Source organism: Streptomonospora litoralis, from assembly GCF_004323735.1.
GTDB classification, from domain to species: Bacteria; Actinomycetota; Actinomycetes; order Streptosporangiales; family Streptosporangiaceae; genus Streptomonospora; species Streptomonospora litoralis.
The window spans coordinates 1,662,939-1,678,279 of sequence record NZ_CP036455.1 but is presented as its reverse complement, the minus strand read 5'-3'; the positions used below and the strand labels follow the sequence as shown (position 1 = coordinate 1,678,279).

13 protein-coding genes are annotated in these 15,341 nt (G+C 72.4%); 4 read left to right on the top strand and 9 right to left on the bottom strand.

Annotated features, from left to right (window positions below):
• Positions 1-7: 7 nt before the first annotated feature.
• From EKD16_RS07075 to EKD16_RS25675, 3 genes are all read right to left on the bottom strand, one after another.
• Entirely contained in the window at positions 8-1,693 is a 1,686-nt protein-coding gene (locus EKD16_RS07075) for a ribonuclease J (RefSeq protein WP_131097648.1), read from the bottom strand.
• A complete protein-coding gene (gene dapA, locus EKD16_RS07070) occupies positions 1,690-2,667 on the bottom strand; it encodes a 4-hydroxy-tetrahydrodipicolinate synthase (protein WP_131097647.1) in 978 nt (325 codons plus the stop codon). Before dapA ends, EKD16_RS07075 begins: the two co-directional genes overlap by 4 nt.
• 259 nt (positions 2,668-2,926) lie before the next feature.
• Entirely contained in the window at positions 2,927-3,304 is a 378-nt protein-coding gene (locus EKD16_RS25675; RefSeq protein ID WP_207391449.1) for a phage holin family protein, read from the bottom strand.
• 199 nt (positions 3,305-3,503) lie between these two features.
• On the opposite strand from EKD16_RS25675, the gene EKD16_RS07060 reads away from it, so the two are divergent.
• Complete coding sequence (locus tag EKD16_RS07060) at positions 3,504-4,046, top strand: GNAT family N-acetyltransferase (RefSeq protein WP_131097645.1); 543 nt, start codon at positions 3,504-3,506, stop codon at positions 4,044-4,046.
• Positions 4,047-4,171: 125 nt separating this feature from the next.
• On the top strand, positions 4,172-5,053 hold the full coding sequence (locus tag EKD16_RS07055; protein ID WP_131097644.1) for a 1,4-dihydroxy-2-naphthoate polyprenyltransferase: 882 nt from the start codon (positions 4,172-4,174) through the stop codon (positions 5,051-5,053).
• Positions 5,054-5,068: 15 nt separating this feature from the next.
• Here the strand turns inward: EKD16_RS07055 and EKD16_RS07050 are convergent, their stop codons facing one another.
• Complete coding sequence (locus EKD16_RS07050; RefSeq protein WP_131097643.1) at positions 5,069-5,371, bottom strand: Clp protease N-terminal domain-containing protein; 303 nt, start codon at positions 5,369-5,371, stop codon at positions 5,069-5,071.
• A 345-nt stretch (positions 5,372-5,716) separates the two neighbouring features.
• On the opposite strand from EKD16_RS07050, the gene EKD16_RS07045 reads away from it, so the two are divergent.
• Entirely contained in the window at positions 5,717-6,469 is a 753-nt protein-coding gene (locus EKD16_RS07045) for an MIP/aquaporin family protein (RefSeq protein WP_131097642.1), read from the top strand.
• 1,018 nt (positions 6,470-7,487) lie between these two features.
• Here the strand turns inward: EKD16_RS07045 and dapB are convergent.
• The 5 genes from dapB to egtA all read right to left on the bottom strand — a co-directional run bounded on the left by dapB (position 7,488) and on the right by egtA (position 12,760).
• On the bottom strand, positions 7,488-8,231 hold the full coding sequence (gene dapB, locus EKD16_RS07035) for a 4-hydroxy-tetrahydrodipicolinate reductase (protein ID WP_131097641.1): 744 nt from the start codon (positions 8,229-8,231) through the stop codon (positions 7,488-7,490).
• Positions 8,232-8,335: 104 nt separating this feature from the next.
• Positions 8,336-9,298 (bottom strand): L-histidine N(alpha)-methyltransferase, encoded by a 963-nt coding sequence (gene egtD, locus EKD16_RS07030; protein ID WP_131097640.1) that lies wholly within the window; start codon positions 9,296-9,298, stop codon positions 8,336-8,338.
• Positions 9,299-9,310: 12 nt separating this feature from the next.
• On the bottom strand, positions 9,311-10,054 hold the full coding sequence (egtC, locus tag EKD16_RS07025) for an ergothioneine biosynthesis protein EgtC (protein ID WP_131097639.1): 744 nt from the start codon (positions 10,052-10,054) through the stop codon (positions 9,311-9,313).
• A gap of 43 nt (positions 10,055-10,097) precedes the next feature.
• Positions 10,098-11,474: an ergothioneine biosynthesis protein EgtB gene (egtB, locus tag EKD16_RS07020; RefSeq protein WP_131097638.1), complete on the bottom strand. Its 1,377-nt coding sequence runs from the start codon at positions 11,472-11,474 to the stop codon at positions 10,098-10,100.
• A gap of 80 nt (positions 11,475-11,554) precedes the next feature.
• A complete protein-coding gene (gene egtA / locus EKD16_RS07015) occupies positions 11,555-12,760 on the bottom strand; it encodes an ergothioneine biosynthesis glutamate--cysteine ligase EgtA (RefSeq protein ID WP_131097637.1) in 1,206 nt (401 codons plus the stop codon).
• A gap of 550 nt (positions 12,761-13,310) precedes the next feature.
• Between egtA and EKD16_RS07010 the strand changes: the two genes are divergently transcribed.
• Entirely contained in the window at positions 13,311-15,278 is a 1,968-nt protein-coding gene (locus EKD16_RS07010; protein ID WP_131097636.1) for an acyl-CoA dehydrogenase family protein, read from the top strand.
• The last annotated feature ends 63 nt before the right edge of the window (positions 15,279-15,341 follow it).

Sequence of the window (15,341 nt, the reverse complement as noted above, 5' to 3'; positions counted from 1 at the left end):
CGGCGGGTCAGATCTCCACGATCACCGGGACGATCATGGGTCGGCGCCGGTAGGTCTCGTTGACCCAGCGGCCGATCCCCCGGCGCACCAGCTGGCGCAGTTGGGTGGGATCGGTGATGCCGTCGGAGGCAGCCTTTTCCAGGGACTCCTGGATCTTGGGGATGACCTCGTCGTAGGCTTCGACGTCGATCCCGGCGCCGCGGGTGTGGATCTCGGGCTCGCCGACGATCTTGCCGGAGGTGGAGTCGACGGCGACGATGACCGAGATGAACCCCTCCTCACCGAGGATGCGCCGGTCCTTGAGCGCGGACTCGGTGACGTCGCCCACCGACGCGCCGTCGACGTAGACGTAGCCCGCCTGGACCTTGCCGGTTATACGCGCCCGGCCCTTGTGCAGGTCGACCACGACCCCGTCCTCGGCCAGGCAGATGCGCTCCTCGTCCAGCCCCGCCAGGGCCGCCACGCGGGCGTGGGCGCGCATGTGCCGCCACTCGCCGTGCACCGGCATGAAGTTGCGCGGGCGCACCATGTTGTGCACGTACAGGAGTTCGCCCGCGGGGGCGTGGCCGGAGACGTGCACCAGCGCGTTGCCCTTGTGCACCACCTTCGCGCCCCAGCGGGTCAGGCCGTTGATGACGCGGTTGACCGAGTTCTCGTTGCCGGGGATGAGCGAGGAGGCCAGTAGGACCGTGTCGCCCTCCTCGATGCGGATCTGGTGGTCGCGGTTGGCCATGCGGGTCAGCGCCGACATCGGCTCGCCCTGGGATCCCGTCGAGACCAGCACGGCCTCGTCGGGGCGCAGGTCGTCGAGCTGCTTGACGTCGACCAGCAGGTCACCGGGCACGGTGAGGTAGCCCAGGTCGCGCGCGATGTTCATGTTGCGCACCATGGAGCGGCCGACGAAGGCGACCTTGCGGCCGTGGGACTTGGCCGAGTCGAGGACCTGCTGCACGCGGTGCACGTGGGAGGCGAAGCAGGCGACGATGATGCGCTGGTCGGCCTCGTCGAAGACCTTGTCGATGACCGGCGAGATGTCGCGCTCGCTGGTGACGAAACCGGGCACCTCGGCGTTGGTGGAGTCGGCCAGCAGCAGGTCGACGCCTTCGTCGCCCAGCCGGGCGAACCCGGCCAGGTCGGTCAGCCGCCCGTCCAGCGGGAGCTGGTCCATCTTGAAGTCGCCGGTGTGCAGCAGGGTGCCGGCAGTGGTGCGCACGGCGACCGCGAGCGCGTCGGGGATCGAGTGGTTGACGGCGAGGAACTCCAGGTCGAAAGGCCCGAACGAGCGCCGGTCGTCCTCCCCGACCTGCACGGTCTCGGGCTTGATGCGGTGCTCGCCGAGTTTGGCCGACAGCAGCGCCAGCGTCAGCCGGGAACCCACCAGCGGGATGTCGGGGCGCTCGCGCAGCAGGAACGGCACAGCCCCGATGTGGTCCTCGTGGCCGTGGGTGAGAACGAGGGCCTCGACGTCGTCGAGCCGGTCCCGGATGTAGTCGAAGTCGGGCAGGATCAGATCGACTCCGGGCTGCTCCTCCTCGGGGAAGAGCACACCGCAGTCGACGATCAGCAGCTTGCCGCGATACTCGAAGACGGTCATGTTGCGGCCGATCTCGCCGAGGCCGCCCAGCGCCACGACCCGCAGGGTGTCGGGGTCGGGCGGGGGCGGCGGTCCGAGTTCGGGGTGGGGATGACTCATGCGGATCCCTCCGTCAGCCGTTCGACCCCCACGACGCTGGCCGGCACCGCCTGGTGGGGGGCCAGTCCTATCGGTCCCTTCACGCCGGCCGCTGCGAGGTCCTCGCGCAGCAGGGCCTGCAGCTCGGGCGAGGCGTCGGCCAGCGGCGTGCGCACCGGGCCTCCGGGCAGGCCGAACATGTTGAGCACCGCCTTGGTGGTGATGACGCCCTGCGTGCGGAAGATCCCGGTGTAGACCGGGGTCAGCCGGCGGTGGATGGCCAGGGCGTGCGCGACGTCGCCGCTCTGGTAGGCGTCGAGCATGTCGTGCAGGTCGGAGCCGACGATGTGGCCGACGACGCTGACGAACCCGGAGGCGCCCACCGACAACAGCGGCAGGTTGAGGATGTCGGTGCCGCAGTAGAAGGCGAGGTCGGTGCGCTCCATCACCCACGAGCTGGCGCCCAGGTCGTCCTTGGCGTCCTTGTTGGCGACGATGCGCGGGTTCTCGGCGAGGCGCACCAGGGTCTCCGAGGCGATCGGGGTACCGGTGCGCTGCGGGATGTCGTAGAGCATGACCGGCAGTTCGGTGGAGTCGGCGATGGCGCCGAAATGCCGGATCAGCCCCTCCTGCGGGGGCTTGTTGTAGTACGGGGTGACCAGGAGCAGCCCGTGCGCGCCGGCCCGTTCGGCGTTCTGGGCGAGCCTGATGCTGTGGCGGGTGTCGTTGGTACCGACCCCGGCCACGACCGTGGCCCGGTCGCCGACGGCATCCAGCACGGCGCGCAGCAACCGGTCCTTCTCCTCGTCACTGGTAGTCGGCGACTCTCCAGTGGTACCGCTGATGATGAGGCCGTCATTGCGCTGCTCGTCGACCAGGTAGGTGGCGAGGCGGGCGGCGCCGTCGTAGTCGACGTCGCCGTTCTCCTGCATGGGCGTGACCATGGCGGTCAACATCTGGCCGAAAGGCGCGCTCGGCGAAGTGCTGCCTGACATAGGGAAAACGTACCGCGCCACGACGCCACCTGCGGCCATGCGACCCCCACCGAAGTGGATTTTCCGGTCGTTCACCCATGATCCGACCTATCGAGGGCGGGGTGTGTCCGGGGCCTGCGGGCCGTGTGCGCCGGCGGTCGGGGATGGCCGCGGCGTCGGTGTCCGACACGTTCCGCGCCGGACCGCCGCCGCGCGGACGTGCGGAGGCGGCGGCCCGGGGATCGCCCGGGCCGCCGCGTGCTCTGCGCAGCGAGCGGCCTCAGTCGTCGTCGCCGGGCAGCAGCAGGCTCAGCAGCCAGCTCACGATCGCGACGACGATGGCGCCGAAGAAGGCCGGCCAGAAGCCGTCGATGGTGAAGGGCAGGCCGACGATCCCGGCGATCCACGCGGTGAGCAGGAGCAGCAGGGCGTTGACGACCAGGGAGATCAGGCCCAGGGTGAGCACGTAGAACGCGCATCCGACCGTCTTCACGATCGGCTTGATCACCGCGTTGACCACACCGAAGATGACGCCGAGGGCGAGATAGACGATGATCATCTCGCCGGTCGACGAGGTGTCGACGTCGAGCCCGTCGATCAGGAAGACCGCCGCGGCGAGGGCGGCGGCGTTGACGAGGATTCTGATGATGATGCTCACGCCCACGATGCTGCCATGTTCGTGCCGCCCGGTGAACGCGGCCGAGCGGTATTGCGGGTAGAACGAGGGGCGTCCCCGAGCCCGGATCAGGGGCGCCGCGCGGGTTTTGCCGGGGCCGCCGCGTGCTGAAACGATGCTGGGCGCGGCGCGGCCGACCGCGCGCCGGGACACAGACGACGACGGGATCGAGGACGCAGCGGTGTCGACGGAGCGCTTTGTCAGGACCGCCCGCGAGGCCGACATCGGCACCGTGGTCGATGTGCAGGTCGCCGCGTGGCGGTCGATGTACAGTCCGCTGCTGCCGGACTCGGCGCTGGCGGAGATCGACAGCGAGGAGGCCGCCGAGCGGTTCCGCGTGCAGTGGCGCGATTCGCTGGTCAACCCGCCGACGTCGCGGCACCGGCTGCTGGTGGCTACCGACCGGCGGGAGGTGGTGGGCTTCGCGGCGCTCGGACCGGCGGGCGACCCCGACTGCTGGCCCGGCACCGACGCCGAGGTCTACGCGCTGCACGTGCACCCCGACCGCGTGCGCGACGGCCACGGCAGCCGGCTGCTCAACGCGGCGGTGGACCATCTGATCGACGACGGTTTCCACACCGCGCTGCTGTGGGTGCTGGAAAGCCCCAACCCGCTGCGGTCGTTCGCCGAGGCGGCGGGGTGGCGCTTCGACGGCGCAACGCGGGAACTGAACCTCGGCTCGCCGCTGCCGATGGTCCGGCTGCACGCCGCCGTCGGCGGCTGAGCCCGCCCCAGCGGCGGCCGCCGGTCCCGCACCCGCCGCTGCGGCGTCCGCACGCGGCGCTAACGTGGACTCCCGGCCCTGAGCGCACCGCTCGGGGCGGGTGTCCGAGGAGGAAGGGCCGACGCGTGGCCACGGTCAGCGAGTGGGTGGCGGGGGCGCGTCCCCGCACGTTGCCGAATTCGATCGTGCCGGTGCTGGTGGGCACCGGCGTGGCGGTGGGCGCCGGCTCCGCCGTGTGGTGGAAGGCGCTGCTGGCGGCCGGGGTGGCGCTGGCGCTGCAGGTGGGGGTGAACTACGCCAACGACTTCAGCGACGGTGTCCGCGGCACCGACACCGAGGAGCGCGTGGGCCCGACCAGGCTGACCGCCGCCCGGCTGGCGGCGCCGCGCCAGGTGTTCTCGGCGGCGTGGGCCTGCTTCGCGGTGGCTGCCGTACTGGGCCTGGTCCTGGCGTTGTCCACCGCGTGGTGGCTGGTGCTGGTGGGCGCGGTCGCGATCGTGGCGGCCTGGTTCTACACCGGTGGGCGGCGGCCGTACGGATACCGTGCCCTGGGCGAGTTGTCGGTGTTCGTGTTCTTCGGCCTGGTGGCCGTGGTGGGCACGGTATTCGTGCAGATGGAGACCGTCCCCTGGCAGGGCTGGGTGGCCGCGGTCCCCGTCGGTCTGCTGTCCTGCTCGGTGCTGGTGATCAACAACCTGCGCGACATCGGCACCGACGCGCAGACCGGAAAGCACACCCTCGCGGTGCGGCTGGGCGAGGCGAACACCCGCCGGCTGTACACGGGCTGCGTTGTCGGCGCCTTCGTGTGTGCTCTGGCGACTGCGCCGGTGAGCTGGTGGGCGGCGCTGGTGCTGCTGGCCGTGCCGCCGGCGGTACCGCCGGTGCGGCGGGTCGCGGGCGGCCAGGCCGGCCGCGACCTGGTGCTCGGTCTGGGCGAGACGGGCCGGCTGCAGCTGGCCTTCGGCGGCCTGTTCACACTGGGGCTGGCGCTGGGCGCGCTGGGCTGAGGGCCTTGGCGGGCCCTACCGCGGTCTGCCCGGCCAGGGCGGGGCGGGCTCGGCGCCGATGCCGTCCAGGTAGGAGGCGCCGACCATCACCCGCAGCACGTCGTCGATCATCCGATGGATGTCGGCCTCGGCGCGGATCGCCTGTACCGGGACGCCGTCCTCCTCCTGGAGGATCGCCAGGAACAGGTGCTCGACCCCGACGACGGGGACGGCGCCGGTGGGCGCCCCCGCCGCCTCCCGGTGCCGACGCGCGATGTGCGCTGCGGCCTGCAGGACGTGCCGACTGCGCGGGGTGAGGTCGATCCCAGTGGTGTCCATGGCACGACGCTACCCCCGTGCCACCTGCCATAGGGGCGGCCGGATCACCTCGGGACGTGCGGCCGACCGACCCGCAGCCGTGCGTCGGCGCGGCCCGGGTGTGTGGCGCCGTTTGCCGATCACGGAAGGCGGAAATGCCTACTGCGTCGGTTTCCTCGCCGGAATCGCGACGAATTCCGCGACAATCGTTGACATCGAATGTGACCTGAATCACACTCTTTGCAGCGTTTCACACCGCCCCCATCGGTTGCGGAAGCGCTGCCCGGCCGCGGGGCGGCCACCACACCGCCTCGCTGCCGATTCCGCGTCCCACCAGGTCGCGGCGGCGTCACGGCGGAGGTCCACATGATTTACCTGGCCGAATTCGTCGGAACTGCGATCCTGACGCTGCTGGGTTGCGGCGTCGTCGCCGGAGTCACGCTCGCCAATTCAAAGGCCGCCGGTGGCGGCTGGATCGTCATCACGTTCGGCTGGGGCCTGGCCGTGGCCATGGCCGTCTACACCGTCGGGCAGTACAGCGGCGCCCACATCAACCCGGCCGTGACCCTGGGTCTTGCCTCGATCGGCGAACTGCCCTGGCTCCAGGTGCCCGGTTACATCGCCGCGCAGGTCGCGGGCGGCCTGTTCGGCTCGGTGCTGGTCTACCTCGCTTACTTCCGGCACTGGCGGGAGACCCCCGACGCCGAGACCAAACTGGGCGTCTTCAGCACCATCCCCGCGGTGCGCAGCATCCCGGCCAACTTCGTCACCGAGGTCATCGGGACGTTCATGTTGATCTTCGGCATCCTGGGCATCAACGCCAACATGAACCCGCTGGGCGAGGCCGGCAACGGCACGCTCGCCGACCTGTTCGGTACCGGTGTCGCTCCCCTGCTCGTGGGATTTTTGGTGCTGGCCATCGGCCTGTCGCTGGGCGGGCCGACCGGCTACGCCATCAACCCGGCGCGCGACCTGGGCCCGCGCATCGCCCACGCACTGCTGCCGATCCCCGGCAAGGGCGGCTCGGACTGGTCCTATGCCTGGGTACCGATCGTGGCCCCGATCGTCGGCGGGGTGCTTGCCGCGCAGACGTTCGTACTGCTCGGGTTCCAGGTCTAGAGGACATCCATCTATCGCGCGGAAATCACCACACACAGGCCCGGATGTGGTGATTTCCGCGCAATAGATTCAGCGGAAACCGGCATAACCGACATTACGACACCGGCGGCGAGGGCGCCGGATGGCTGGGCCTGCGGTCACCGGGCCGGGCGCTCGCTACCGGTTGCGCGTCTAGCGGGGCGGGTCAGGTCCGCTGGGCGGCCTTACCGACCTGCCGAGCGGCGGGTGACCTGACGGAAAAGCGGCGGCGACGGTGACAGCGCGGCCGGCCATGCGGTTGTCGGGCCGGGTGCTCGCCGGTGGCGGTGGCCGACGAGGGGCGGCGTTCGGCTGCCGCAGGCGGGCCGGCGCATCCAACGCGTGTTTTTCCCCGTTTTCCGGCCGCTGTCCGGTCGAAACCCTGCGTTGAGTGGCACCGGTACCGCCGAGTCTGTCTGTGGGGCCGGATTCGGCGCCGAATCCGGCCCCACAGACAGACTCGGCGCGGCTGTTCCCGATAATCTTGCTCTCCAAGCCACGGAAATCGTTTTCCCATAGCTAAAAGTACAAGATCATCGCCGGGTGAACCGGCATACCGGGCATATCGGCGCCGGGGCGCCGTCGCACGCGCCACCACCCGCGAACAGGGCCGGTGCCCGGCGCCCCGTCGGCTGCCCCCTCCCGTCGCGCGCCCAACTGGCGGGCACCCCACCCGCTAACCGCGGGCCGAACCCTCCGCTGTCCTCGCCGCCGCTTTTCAGTGAAGACCACCCGCCACCCGGCAGACCGACAAGACCGCACAGCAGACCCGAGCCGCCCCCGCCGCAACCGCCACCGGCGAGCACCCGACCCGGTGTCCGCGGGCCGAACCATCCGCCACCGTCGCCGCCGCCTTTTTTCGAGGCTGCCCGTTTCCCGGCAGACCCACAAGACCGCACAGCAGACCCGAGCCGCCCCCGCCAGGTGGCCGACCGGCGGGACTCGCACCGGCCCGCGTCCGACAGGCACGGGCCACGCGGGGTGCGCCGGGCCGGGCGGGTCAGGCGAGGCCGAGCAGCGGCTCCAGGCCGACGGTGATGCGGTCGGGCAGCTCGCCGACGCGGCGCACGCCCAGCAGTACGCCGGGCATGAACGATTCGCGGTTCATCGAGTCGTGCCGGATGCGCAGCGTCTCCCCGTGGGTGCCGAAGACGACCTCCTGGTGGGCGATCATCCCGGTCATGCGCAGCGCGTGCACCCGTACGCCCTCGACGTCGGCGCCGCGGGCGCCGGGGATCTCGGAGGTGGTGGCGTCGGGCATCGGCTCGGCCCCGGTTCCTTCGCGTGCGCGGGCGACCAGCTCGGCGGTGCGGTAGGCGGTGCCGCTGGGGGCGTCGGCCTTGTTCGGGTGGTGCAGCTCGACGATCTCGGTGGACTCGAAGTACGGCGCCGCCTTGGCGGCGAAGTTCATCATCAGCACGGCCGCGATGCCGAAATTGGGGGCGATCAGCGCATTGGGGCCGGGGTTGGCGGCCAGGACCTCCCGCAACTCGGTCAGGCGGGCCTCGTCGAAGCCGCTGGTGCCCACCACGGCGTGCACGCCGTTCTCGGCGAGCCAGCGCAGGTTGCCCATGACCTCGTCGGGGTGGGTGAAGTCGACGACGACATCGGCGCCGCGCACCCGCTCGCGCTCGGCCGCGTCGTCGACGGCGGCGACCAGCTCGGTGTCGGCGGACTGCTCGACCGCCTTGACGACTTCGGACCCCATGCGCCCGCGGGCGCCGAAAACTCCTACCTTGATCACGGCCTTACGGTACCGGAGCGCTTGGCCGCCTCCGGAACCCCGGCGCGCCCGCCGCCCGGCCCGCCGCGGCGGGCCGGGCGGCGGGCACAGGCGGCGCCTCGGCCTCAAGGGCGGGCCAGCAGCACCGCGAAGTCGCCGGCGGGGTCGGTCCACCAGGCGTCCAGGGCGAACCCGGCCGCGTTGAGTTCCGCCTCGATGCCTTCGCGGCGGAACTTGGCCGATATCTCGGTGCGCATCTGCTCGCCGGCGGCGAACTCGACGTCCATCTCCAGGGCCGCGACGCGGACCCGCTGGGCGATGCGCGAGCGCAGCCGCATCTCGATCCACTCGTTGCCGGCGTCCCACACCGCCAGGTGATCGAATGCGGCCGGGTCGAAGCCGGCACCGAGTTCGCGGTTGAGCACCTGCAGCACGTTGCGGTTGAACTCGGCGGTCACCCCGCGCGCGTCGTCGTAGGCGGCGACCAGCCGCTGCGGGTCCTTGACCAGGTCGACGCCCAGCAGCAGCGTGTCGTCCGCGGTGAACCCGCTGCGCAGGTCGGTGAGGAAGGACCGCCGCCCGGCGGGGGCCTGGTTGCCCAGGGTCGAGCCGAGCACCGCGACCAGCCGCCGCCCGCCCGCGGGCAGCAGGTGCATGTGGCGCTCGAAGTCGGCGACGACCGCGTGCACCTCCAACCCGGGGTAGGCGGCGCCGATCGCGGCGGCCGCCTCGCCGAGGAAGTCGCCGCTGACGTCGACGGGCACGAACCTGCGCAGCGTTTCGGCGCCGAGCAGGGCGTCCAGCAGCAGCCGCGTCTTCTCACCGGAGCCGGCTCCCAGCTCGACCAGCGTGTCGGCGCCGGCGATCCGGGCGATCTCGGGTGTGCGCCGCTGCAGGATCGCCCGCTCGGCGCCGGTCGGATAGTACTCCTGAAGCCGGGTGATCTCCTCGAACAGGACGCTGCCGCGCTCGTCGTAGAACCACTTGGGCGGCAGCGCCTTCGGACGTGACGACAACCCCTCCACCGCGTCGGCGCGCAGCGTCTTGGCGAGGTCGTCGGCGGTCAGGTGGTGGTCGATGTGCAGCATGGGCGCTCCGTCTCAGGCAGCCGCGTCGATCGGGCTGATGTGCAGACCCCGGGCATCGGCGATGGCCAGGGATCCGTCGGGAACCCGCTGCCAGGCGGGGTCGTCGTCGAGGGGTTCGGAGGCCAGCCAGACGCCCTGGGCGCCGTGGCGGGCGTAGAGGGTGTCGCCGTCGGCGGTGGCGGCCAGGCGGATGCCGTCGGCGGCGAGCAGGTTGTAGCGGCCGGGCGAGCACGCGCGCGCCTCGACCACGACCCGGGCCAGCGCCTCCCCCAGGCCGGCGCCCGCCCGCCAGAGCCGCAGCGCTGCGGCGAACAGCGGCGCGGAGTCCACGGGCGTGCGCGCGTCCAGTGCGCCGGGCGGCGCGGGCGCGCCCAGCCGCGCGGACAGGGCTTCGTCGTCCTTTGCGGCGCCGTTGTGCGAGAACAGCCGACCGTCCCCGCGGAAAGGCTGTGCGCAGGACTCGTCGCTGCCGAACCCGGGCGTGGCGTCGCGTACCGCTGCGACGGCGCAGGCGGCGGTGACGGCCTGGGCGACATCGGCGAAGGAGGAGTCGGCCCAGATCGGCATCGCGCGGCGGTAGCGCAGCGGCTCGGGCCGCTCGGCGGTGTACCAGCCCGCGCCGAAGCCGTCGGCGTTGACGGTGCCGTGGCGCTGCTCGCGCGGCGCGTACGACTGGGTGTGCAGCGAGTGGGTGTCGGCGTAGAGCAGGTCGTAGAGGGTGCGGGGCGGCCCCAGGTAGGCCAGGTGGCGGCACATCAGCGCACCACCGCCCGGCCCCGGCCGCGTTCGGCGGCGCGCATCATCGCGGGCCCCCGCCGCCTGGGGCGGTCTCGCCGGCGTCGCGGGCCAGCCGGAACCCGCTGAAGATCTGCCGCCGGAGGGGGTGGTCCCAGTTGCGGAAGGTGGCGCGCATGGCGGTGGGGTGGGTGGCCCAGGAGCCGCCGCGCAGCACCTTGTAGTCCCCGCCGAAGAACACCTCGGAGTACTCCCGGTACGGGAAGGCGGAGAAGCCGGGGTAGCCGGTGAAGTCGGAGGAGGTCCACTCCCACACGTCGCCGAGCATCTGCAGGGCGCCGCAGGGGGCCGTCCCCGCCGGGTGGGTGCCCGCCGGGGCGGGCCGCAGCAGCCGCTGGCCCAGGTTGGCGTGCTCGGGGCGGGGCTCTTCCTCGCCCCACGGGAAGCGGTGGGAAGAGCCGGTGGCGGGGTCGTGGCGCGCCGCCTTCTCCCACTCCGCCTCGGTGGGCAGCCGCTTGCCGGCCCATCGGGCGTAGGCGTCGGCCTCGAAGAAGCACACGTGCTGCACCGGCTCGTCGGGCGGCAGGGGCTCGACGCGGCCCAGGCGGCGGCGTAGCGGTGTGCCGCCGTCGTCGCCGACCCAGAACGCGGGTGTGCGCTTGCCCGAGCGGGTGCGCCACTCCCAGCCGCGCCGGCTCCACCAGCGGGGATCGTCGTAGCCGCCGTCGGCGACGAAGTCCAGGTACTGGGCGTTGGTGACCGCGCGGGTGTCGATCCAGTACGCGGGCAGGTCGACGGTGTGGGCGGGGCGCTCGTTGTCGTAGGACCAGGGGTCGGCGGTGGTGCCCATGGTGAAGGGGCCCGCTTCCACCAGCACCTCGGCGGGGCCGGTGAACTCCGGCGCCCGCGGCGGGGCGGCGGTCTCGGCCAGTACGGGCCCACCCTCGCGCAGCTGGTGGGTGGCGAGCATGGTCTCGTCGTGCTGGTGCTCGTGCTGGATGACCATGTGGTAGACGAATCCGCCGTCGAGCAGCGGGGATCCGGAATCGAAGGCGGCGCCATCCAACGAGTCCAGCACGCGGGCGCGCACGGCGGCGTTGTAGTCCTCGGCTTCGCTCGGCGAGAGCAGCGGAAGGCTGACGCGTTCGGCGCGCGGGTTCTCGAACGCGTCGTAGAGGGTGTCGATGTCGGGGCGCAGCGCTTCGCCTCCGGCGGCGGTGCGCAGCAGCCACTGCTCCTCGTAGTTGCCGACGTGGGCGAGGTCCCAGACCAGGGGGGACATCAGCGGCGAATGCTGCGCGACGAGGTCGGCCTCGTCCAGAGCCTCCAGCGTCAGGCCGACGCTGCGCGCCCGCCCGGTGTCGAGTTCGGCGGCGATGCGCCGCCGCAGCCGCTCCGCGGCGGCGCGGTCGCCGGTCGCGCCGGTGGTGTGCTCGGTCATGTCGTCTCCTCCTCGCTCGCCGCGGGCGCGGCCGATTCCGGGCACGCGCCGCCCGCGGCGGTCGCCGAAGTGATGGGTGTCTATGCCGCCTTGTCCAGGCTCTGCAGGTCGGCGGGGCAGCGCCCGCGCTCGACGAAGTGCTCGCGGTAGTCGTCGACGACGTCCGCCAGCTCGGCGGAGTCCAGGCGCCCCAGCGCCTCGGCGGCCGCGGTGAAGCAGGTGCGCGCGCACGCCGCCAGGGCGGGGTCGGTCAGTGCGGCGCGGGCGGCGCGGGCCCACAGGACGCGGTCGGGCTCGGCGCCCCGGCCGAGTCGATCGAGGGCCTCCTCCGCGGTCGCGGCGGCCACCGGGTCGTCCACCAGGGCGGCGGCGACGGCTATGGGCACCGGCCACCAGCGCTCGGGCAGCGCGTCGATCATCCGGAACTCCAGCCAGCCGCGCGGCCGCACCGGCGGGAACAGGGTGCTCAGGTGGTAGACGAGGTCGTCGCGGGTGGGCGGGCGCGGCACGCCCTCGGACAGCCATTGGCCGAAGGCGATACCGGGGTCGACCACCCACGGGCGGTCGTCGTCGCGGATGGTCATGAGCTTGGCCCGCAGCGCGTAGCCGGTCCAGGCGGTGACGGGGTCGCCGCAGGCGACCGGGCTGGTGCGCGTGGGGTCGATCGCGTCCCAGATGGCCCAGCGCGTGGACCGCCAGCCGGTACTGCGGCCCCGGTGGATGGGCGAGTTGGCGAAGGCGGCGACGAACAGCGGACCGAGCCGGTTGGCGAGGCGCCAGCGGCGGGCGGCGTCCTCGGCGTCGGCGCCGATGTCCAGGCACACCTGCAGCGACGCGGTGCTGCACATCATCAGCGGCCCGGTGCGGCAGCCGGCGGAGTGGAAGTAGTCCTCCATCGCGGTGTAGCGCGGGAGGGAGAGTTGGCGGACCGGGGGCCTGCGCGGGTCGAGGCCGTTTCCGTCCAGGGCCAGCCCGGCGGCGTGCAGCCGGTCGCGGATCAGGGTGAGGTCGGCGGCGAGGGCGGCGTGTGCGGCCCCGGGGCCGGGGAGGGGCGGCGAGCTGAGCTCAAGCTGCCCTCCGGGTTCGTAGGTGACGGTGCTGTCGCCGGGCAGTGGCCCGACCTGGTCGACGATCGGTTTCAGCCGATCCAGTGGAACGGGTTCGCGCGGCCGGAGCGGGTCGCGGACGAGCCATTCCGTCTCTGCTCCCACGCGCCCGGGCGGGCCGGTCTTGAAACAGATGCCGTTGATGTAGTCCTGCACGTCGTTCTCGGTGAGGTAGGCCAACGCTGACTCCTCGTGTCTCGGACGTAGCACTATCCCTGCCCCGGCCGGATCGGTTTGCAACATCGGCGGCGCGGCGGGCCGCGGAAAGCGCAGGAGAACTTCGCCCGACGCCGATCCGAACACCCGGCGGCGGCGCCGAGGCGCCGGCGCGGGCGGGCCGGGCGGTTCAGGTCTGGGGGTCCGCTGGGCGGCCTTGCGGCCTGCCGGGCGACGGCCGACCTGGGGGAATGCGGCAGCGAGAGCGGGAGCGGGGCCAGGCCCGCGCCCATCAGGGTGCCCGCCGGTGGCGCGCCCGACGCCGCGCTGAAACCGACTCCAGAGACAGTCTCGGTGAAGACCGGGCGTCCGCGTGTCCGCTGGCACCCGCCCGGAAACAAGGCCGCACAGCGCATCGTGGGCGCCGCCGTAAACAGCACGGAGCCGACCGGATAGGTACACGGAAATCAGGCACCCGACGAAGTACTACTAACGTTCCGGGGAAGCGGGCCATACGACGGTGGACGAGCTCCGATCAGGTTCGACAAGGCCCCGACCGGACAAGGGGGACCGCATGACGGCAGCCGACGAGCGCCCGACCTATCCGCCCGAGCTGCGCACACTGCTGGACGGCCGCTGGCGGCACATCCGCGACCTCGCGCGGGAGCAGCTGCGCGGCGAGCGGTTCGCGCCGGTGGCCGATCTGAGCACCGAGGAGCACCGCGAACGGGTACTCGGTCAGCTCAAGACGATCGCGGCCACGGAGATGTCCAGCTACGGCTTCTCCGCCGACTACGGCGGCCAGGACGACGTGGGCGGTTCGGTGGTCGCCTTCGAGATGCTGGTGTGCGACCTGTCGCTGATGGTCAAGGTCGGCGTGCAGTGGGGCCTGTTCGGCGGCGCGATCCAGGCGCTGGGCACCCAGCGCCACCACGCGGCCTACCTGCACCGCCTGATGTCGCTGGATCTGCCGGGCTGCTTCGCCATGACCGAGACCGGGCACGGCTCCGACGTCCAAGGGCTGCGTACCACCGCCGAGTACGACCCCGGAACCGAGGAGTTCGTCGTCACCACCCCCGACGAAGCCGCCCGCAAGGACTACATCGGCAACGCCGCGCGCGACGGGCGGATGGCGGTCGTCTTCGCCCGACTGATCACTCAGGGCACCGACCACGGCGTGCACGCCCTGCTAGTCCCCATCCGCACCGCCGACGACAGCCCCGCGCCCGGCGTGCGGATCGGCGACTGCGGCCGCAAGGCCGGACTGAACGGCGTGGACAACGGCCGGCTGTGGTTCGACGGCGTGCGCGTGCCCCGCGAGGCGCTGCTCAACCGCTACGGCGACGTCGCCCCCGACGGCACCTACTCCAGTCCCATCGAGAGCGACAACCGCCGCTTCTTCACCATGCTGGGCACCCTGGTGCGCGGTCGCATCAGCGTCGCCGGCGGGGCGGGCAGCGCCACCAAGGCCGCCCTGGCGATCGCGGTCAAGTACGCGCAGGTCCGCCGCCAGTTCGACCGCCCCGACACCGGCGAGGAGGTCGCGCTGCTGGACTACCGCGCGCATCAGCGCCGGCTGCTGCCCGCGCTGGCCCGCACCTACGCCCTGCACTTCGCCCAGGAGGAGCTCGTCGGCACCCTCCACGAGCGGCACAGCGGCGAACCCGCGGGCGACGAGCGCGGCCAGCGCGAACTGGAGGCACGCGCCGCGGGGCTCAAGGCGCTGGCCACCTGGCACGCCACCGACACCATCCAGACCTGCCGCGAAGCCTGCGGCGGGGCCGGCTACCTGGAGGAGAACCGGCTGCCCCAGCTCAAGGCCGACACCGACGTCTTCACCACCTTCGAGGGCGACAACACGGTGCTGCTGCAACTGGTCGCCCGGGGTCTGATCACCAACTACCGCCAGGAGTTCGGCGAACTGGACCCGTTGGGCATGGCGCGCTTCGCCGCCGGGCAGTTCCTCGGCGCGGTGATCGAGCGCACCGCGGCGCGCTCGCTGATCGAACGGCTGGTCAGTGCCGCCCCGGGCCGCGGTGACGAGTCCGACCTCTACGACCGCGGATGGCAGTTGGAGCTGCTGGAGGACCGGGAGAAGCACGTGCTGGACGGGCTGGCGCGGCGGCTGCGCCGGGCCGGCTCCTCGGGTTCCGAGGCCTTCGACGCCTTCAACGACGCCCAGGACCACGTGCTGGCGGCCGGACGGGCGCACATGGAGCGCGTCGTGCTGGAGGCGTTCGTCGCCGCCATCGACCGGTGCACCGACCAGGAGACCCGCAGGCTGCTGGACCGGGTGTGCGATCTGTTCGTGCTCTCGGCGGTCGAGGAGGACCGCGCCTGGTTCCTGGAGCACGAGCGGCTCACCGCCACCCGCGCCAAGACCGTCACCCAGCAGGTGAACCGGCTGTGCGCCGAACTGCGGCCGCACGCCGAGGCGCTCGTCGACACGTTCGGCTTTCCCGACGAGTGGCTGGCGGCGCCCATCGCGCTGGGGGCCGAGGCGGAGCGCCGGCGCGAGCAGCGCGCCGCCGCGCAGGGCTGAGCCCCGCGCCGGCGGCAGCCCCGGGGCCCGGGGCTGCCGCCGGCGCGGACGCGGCCTCTTACG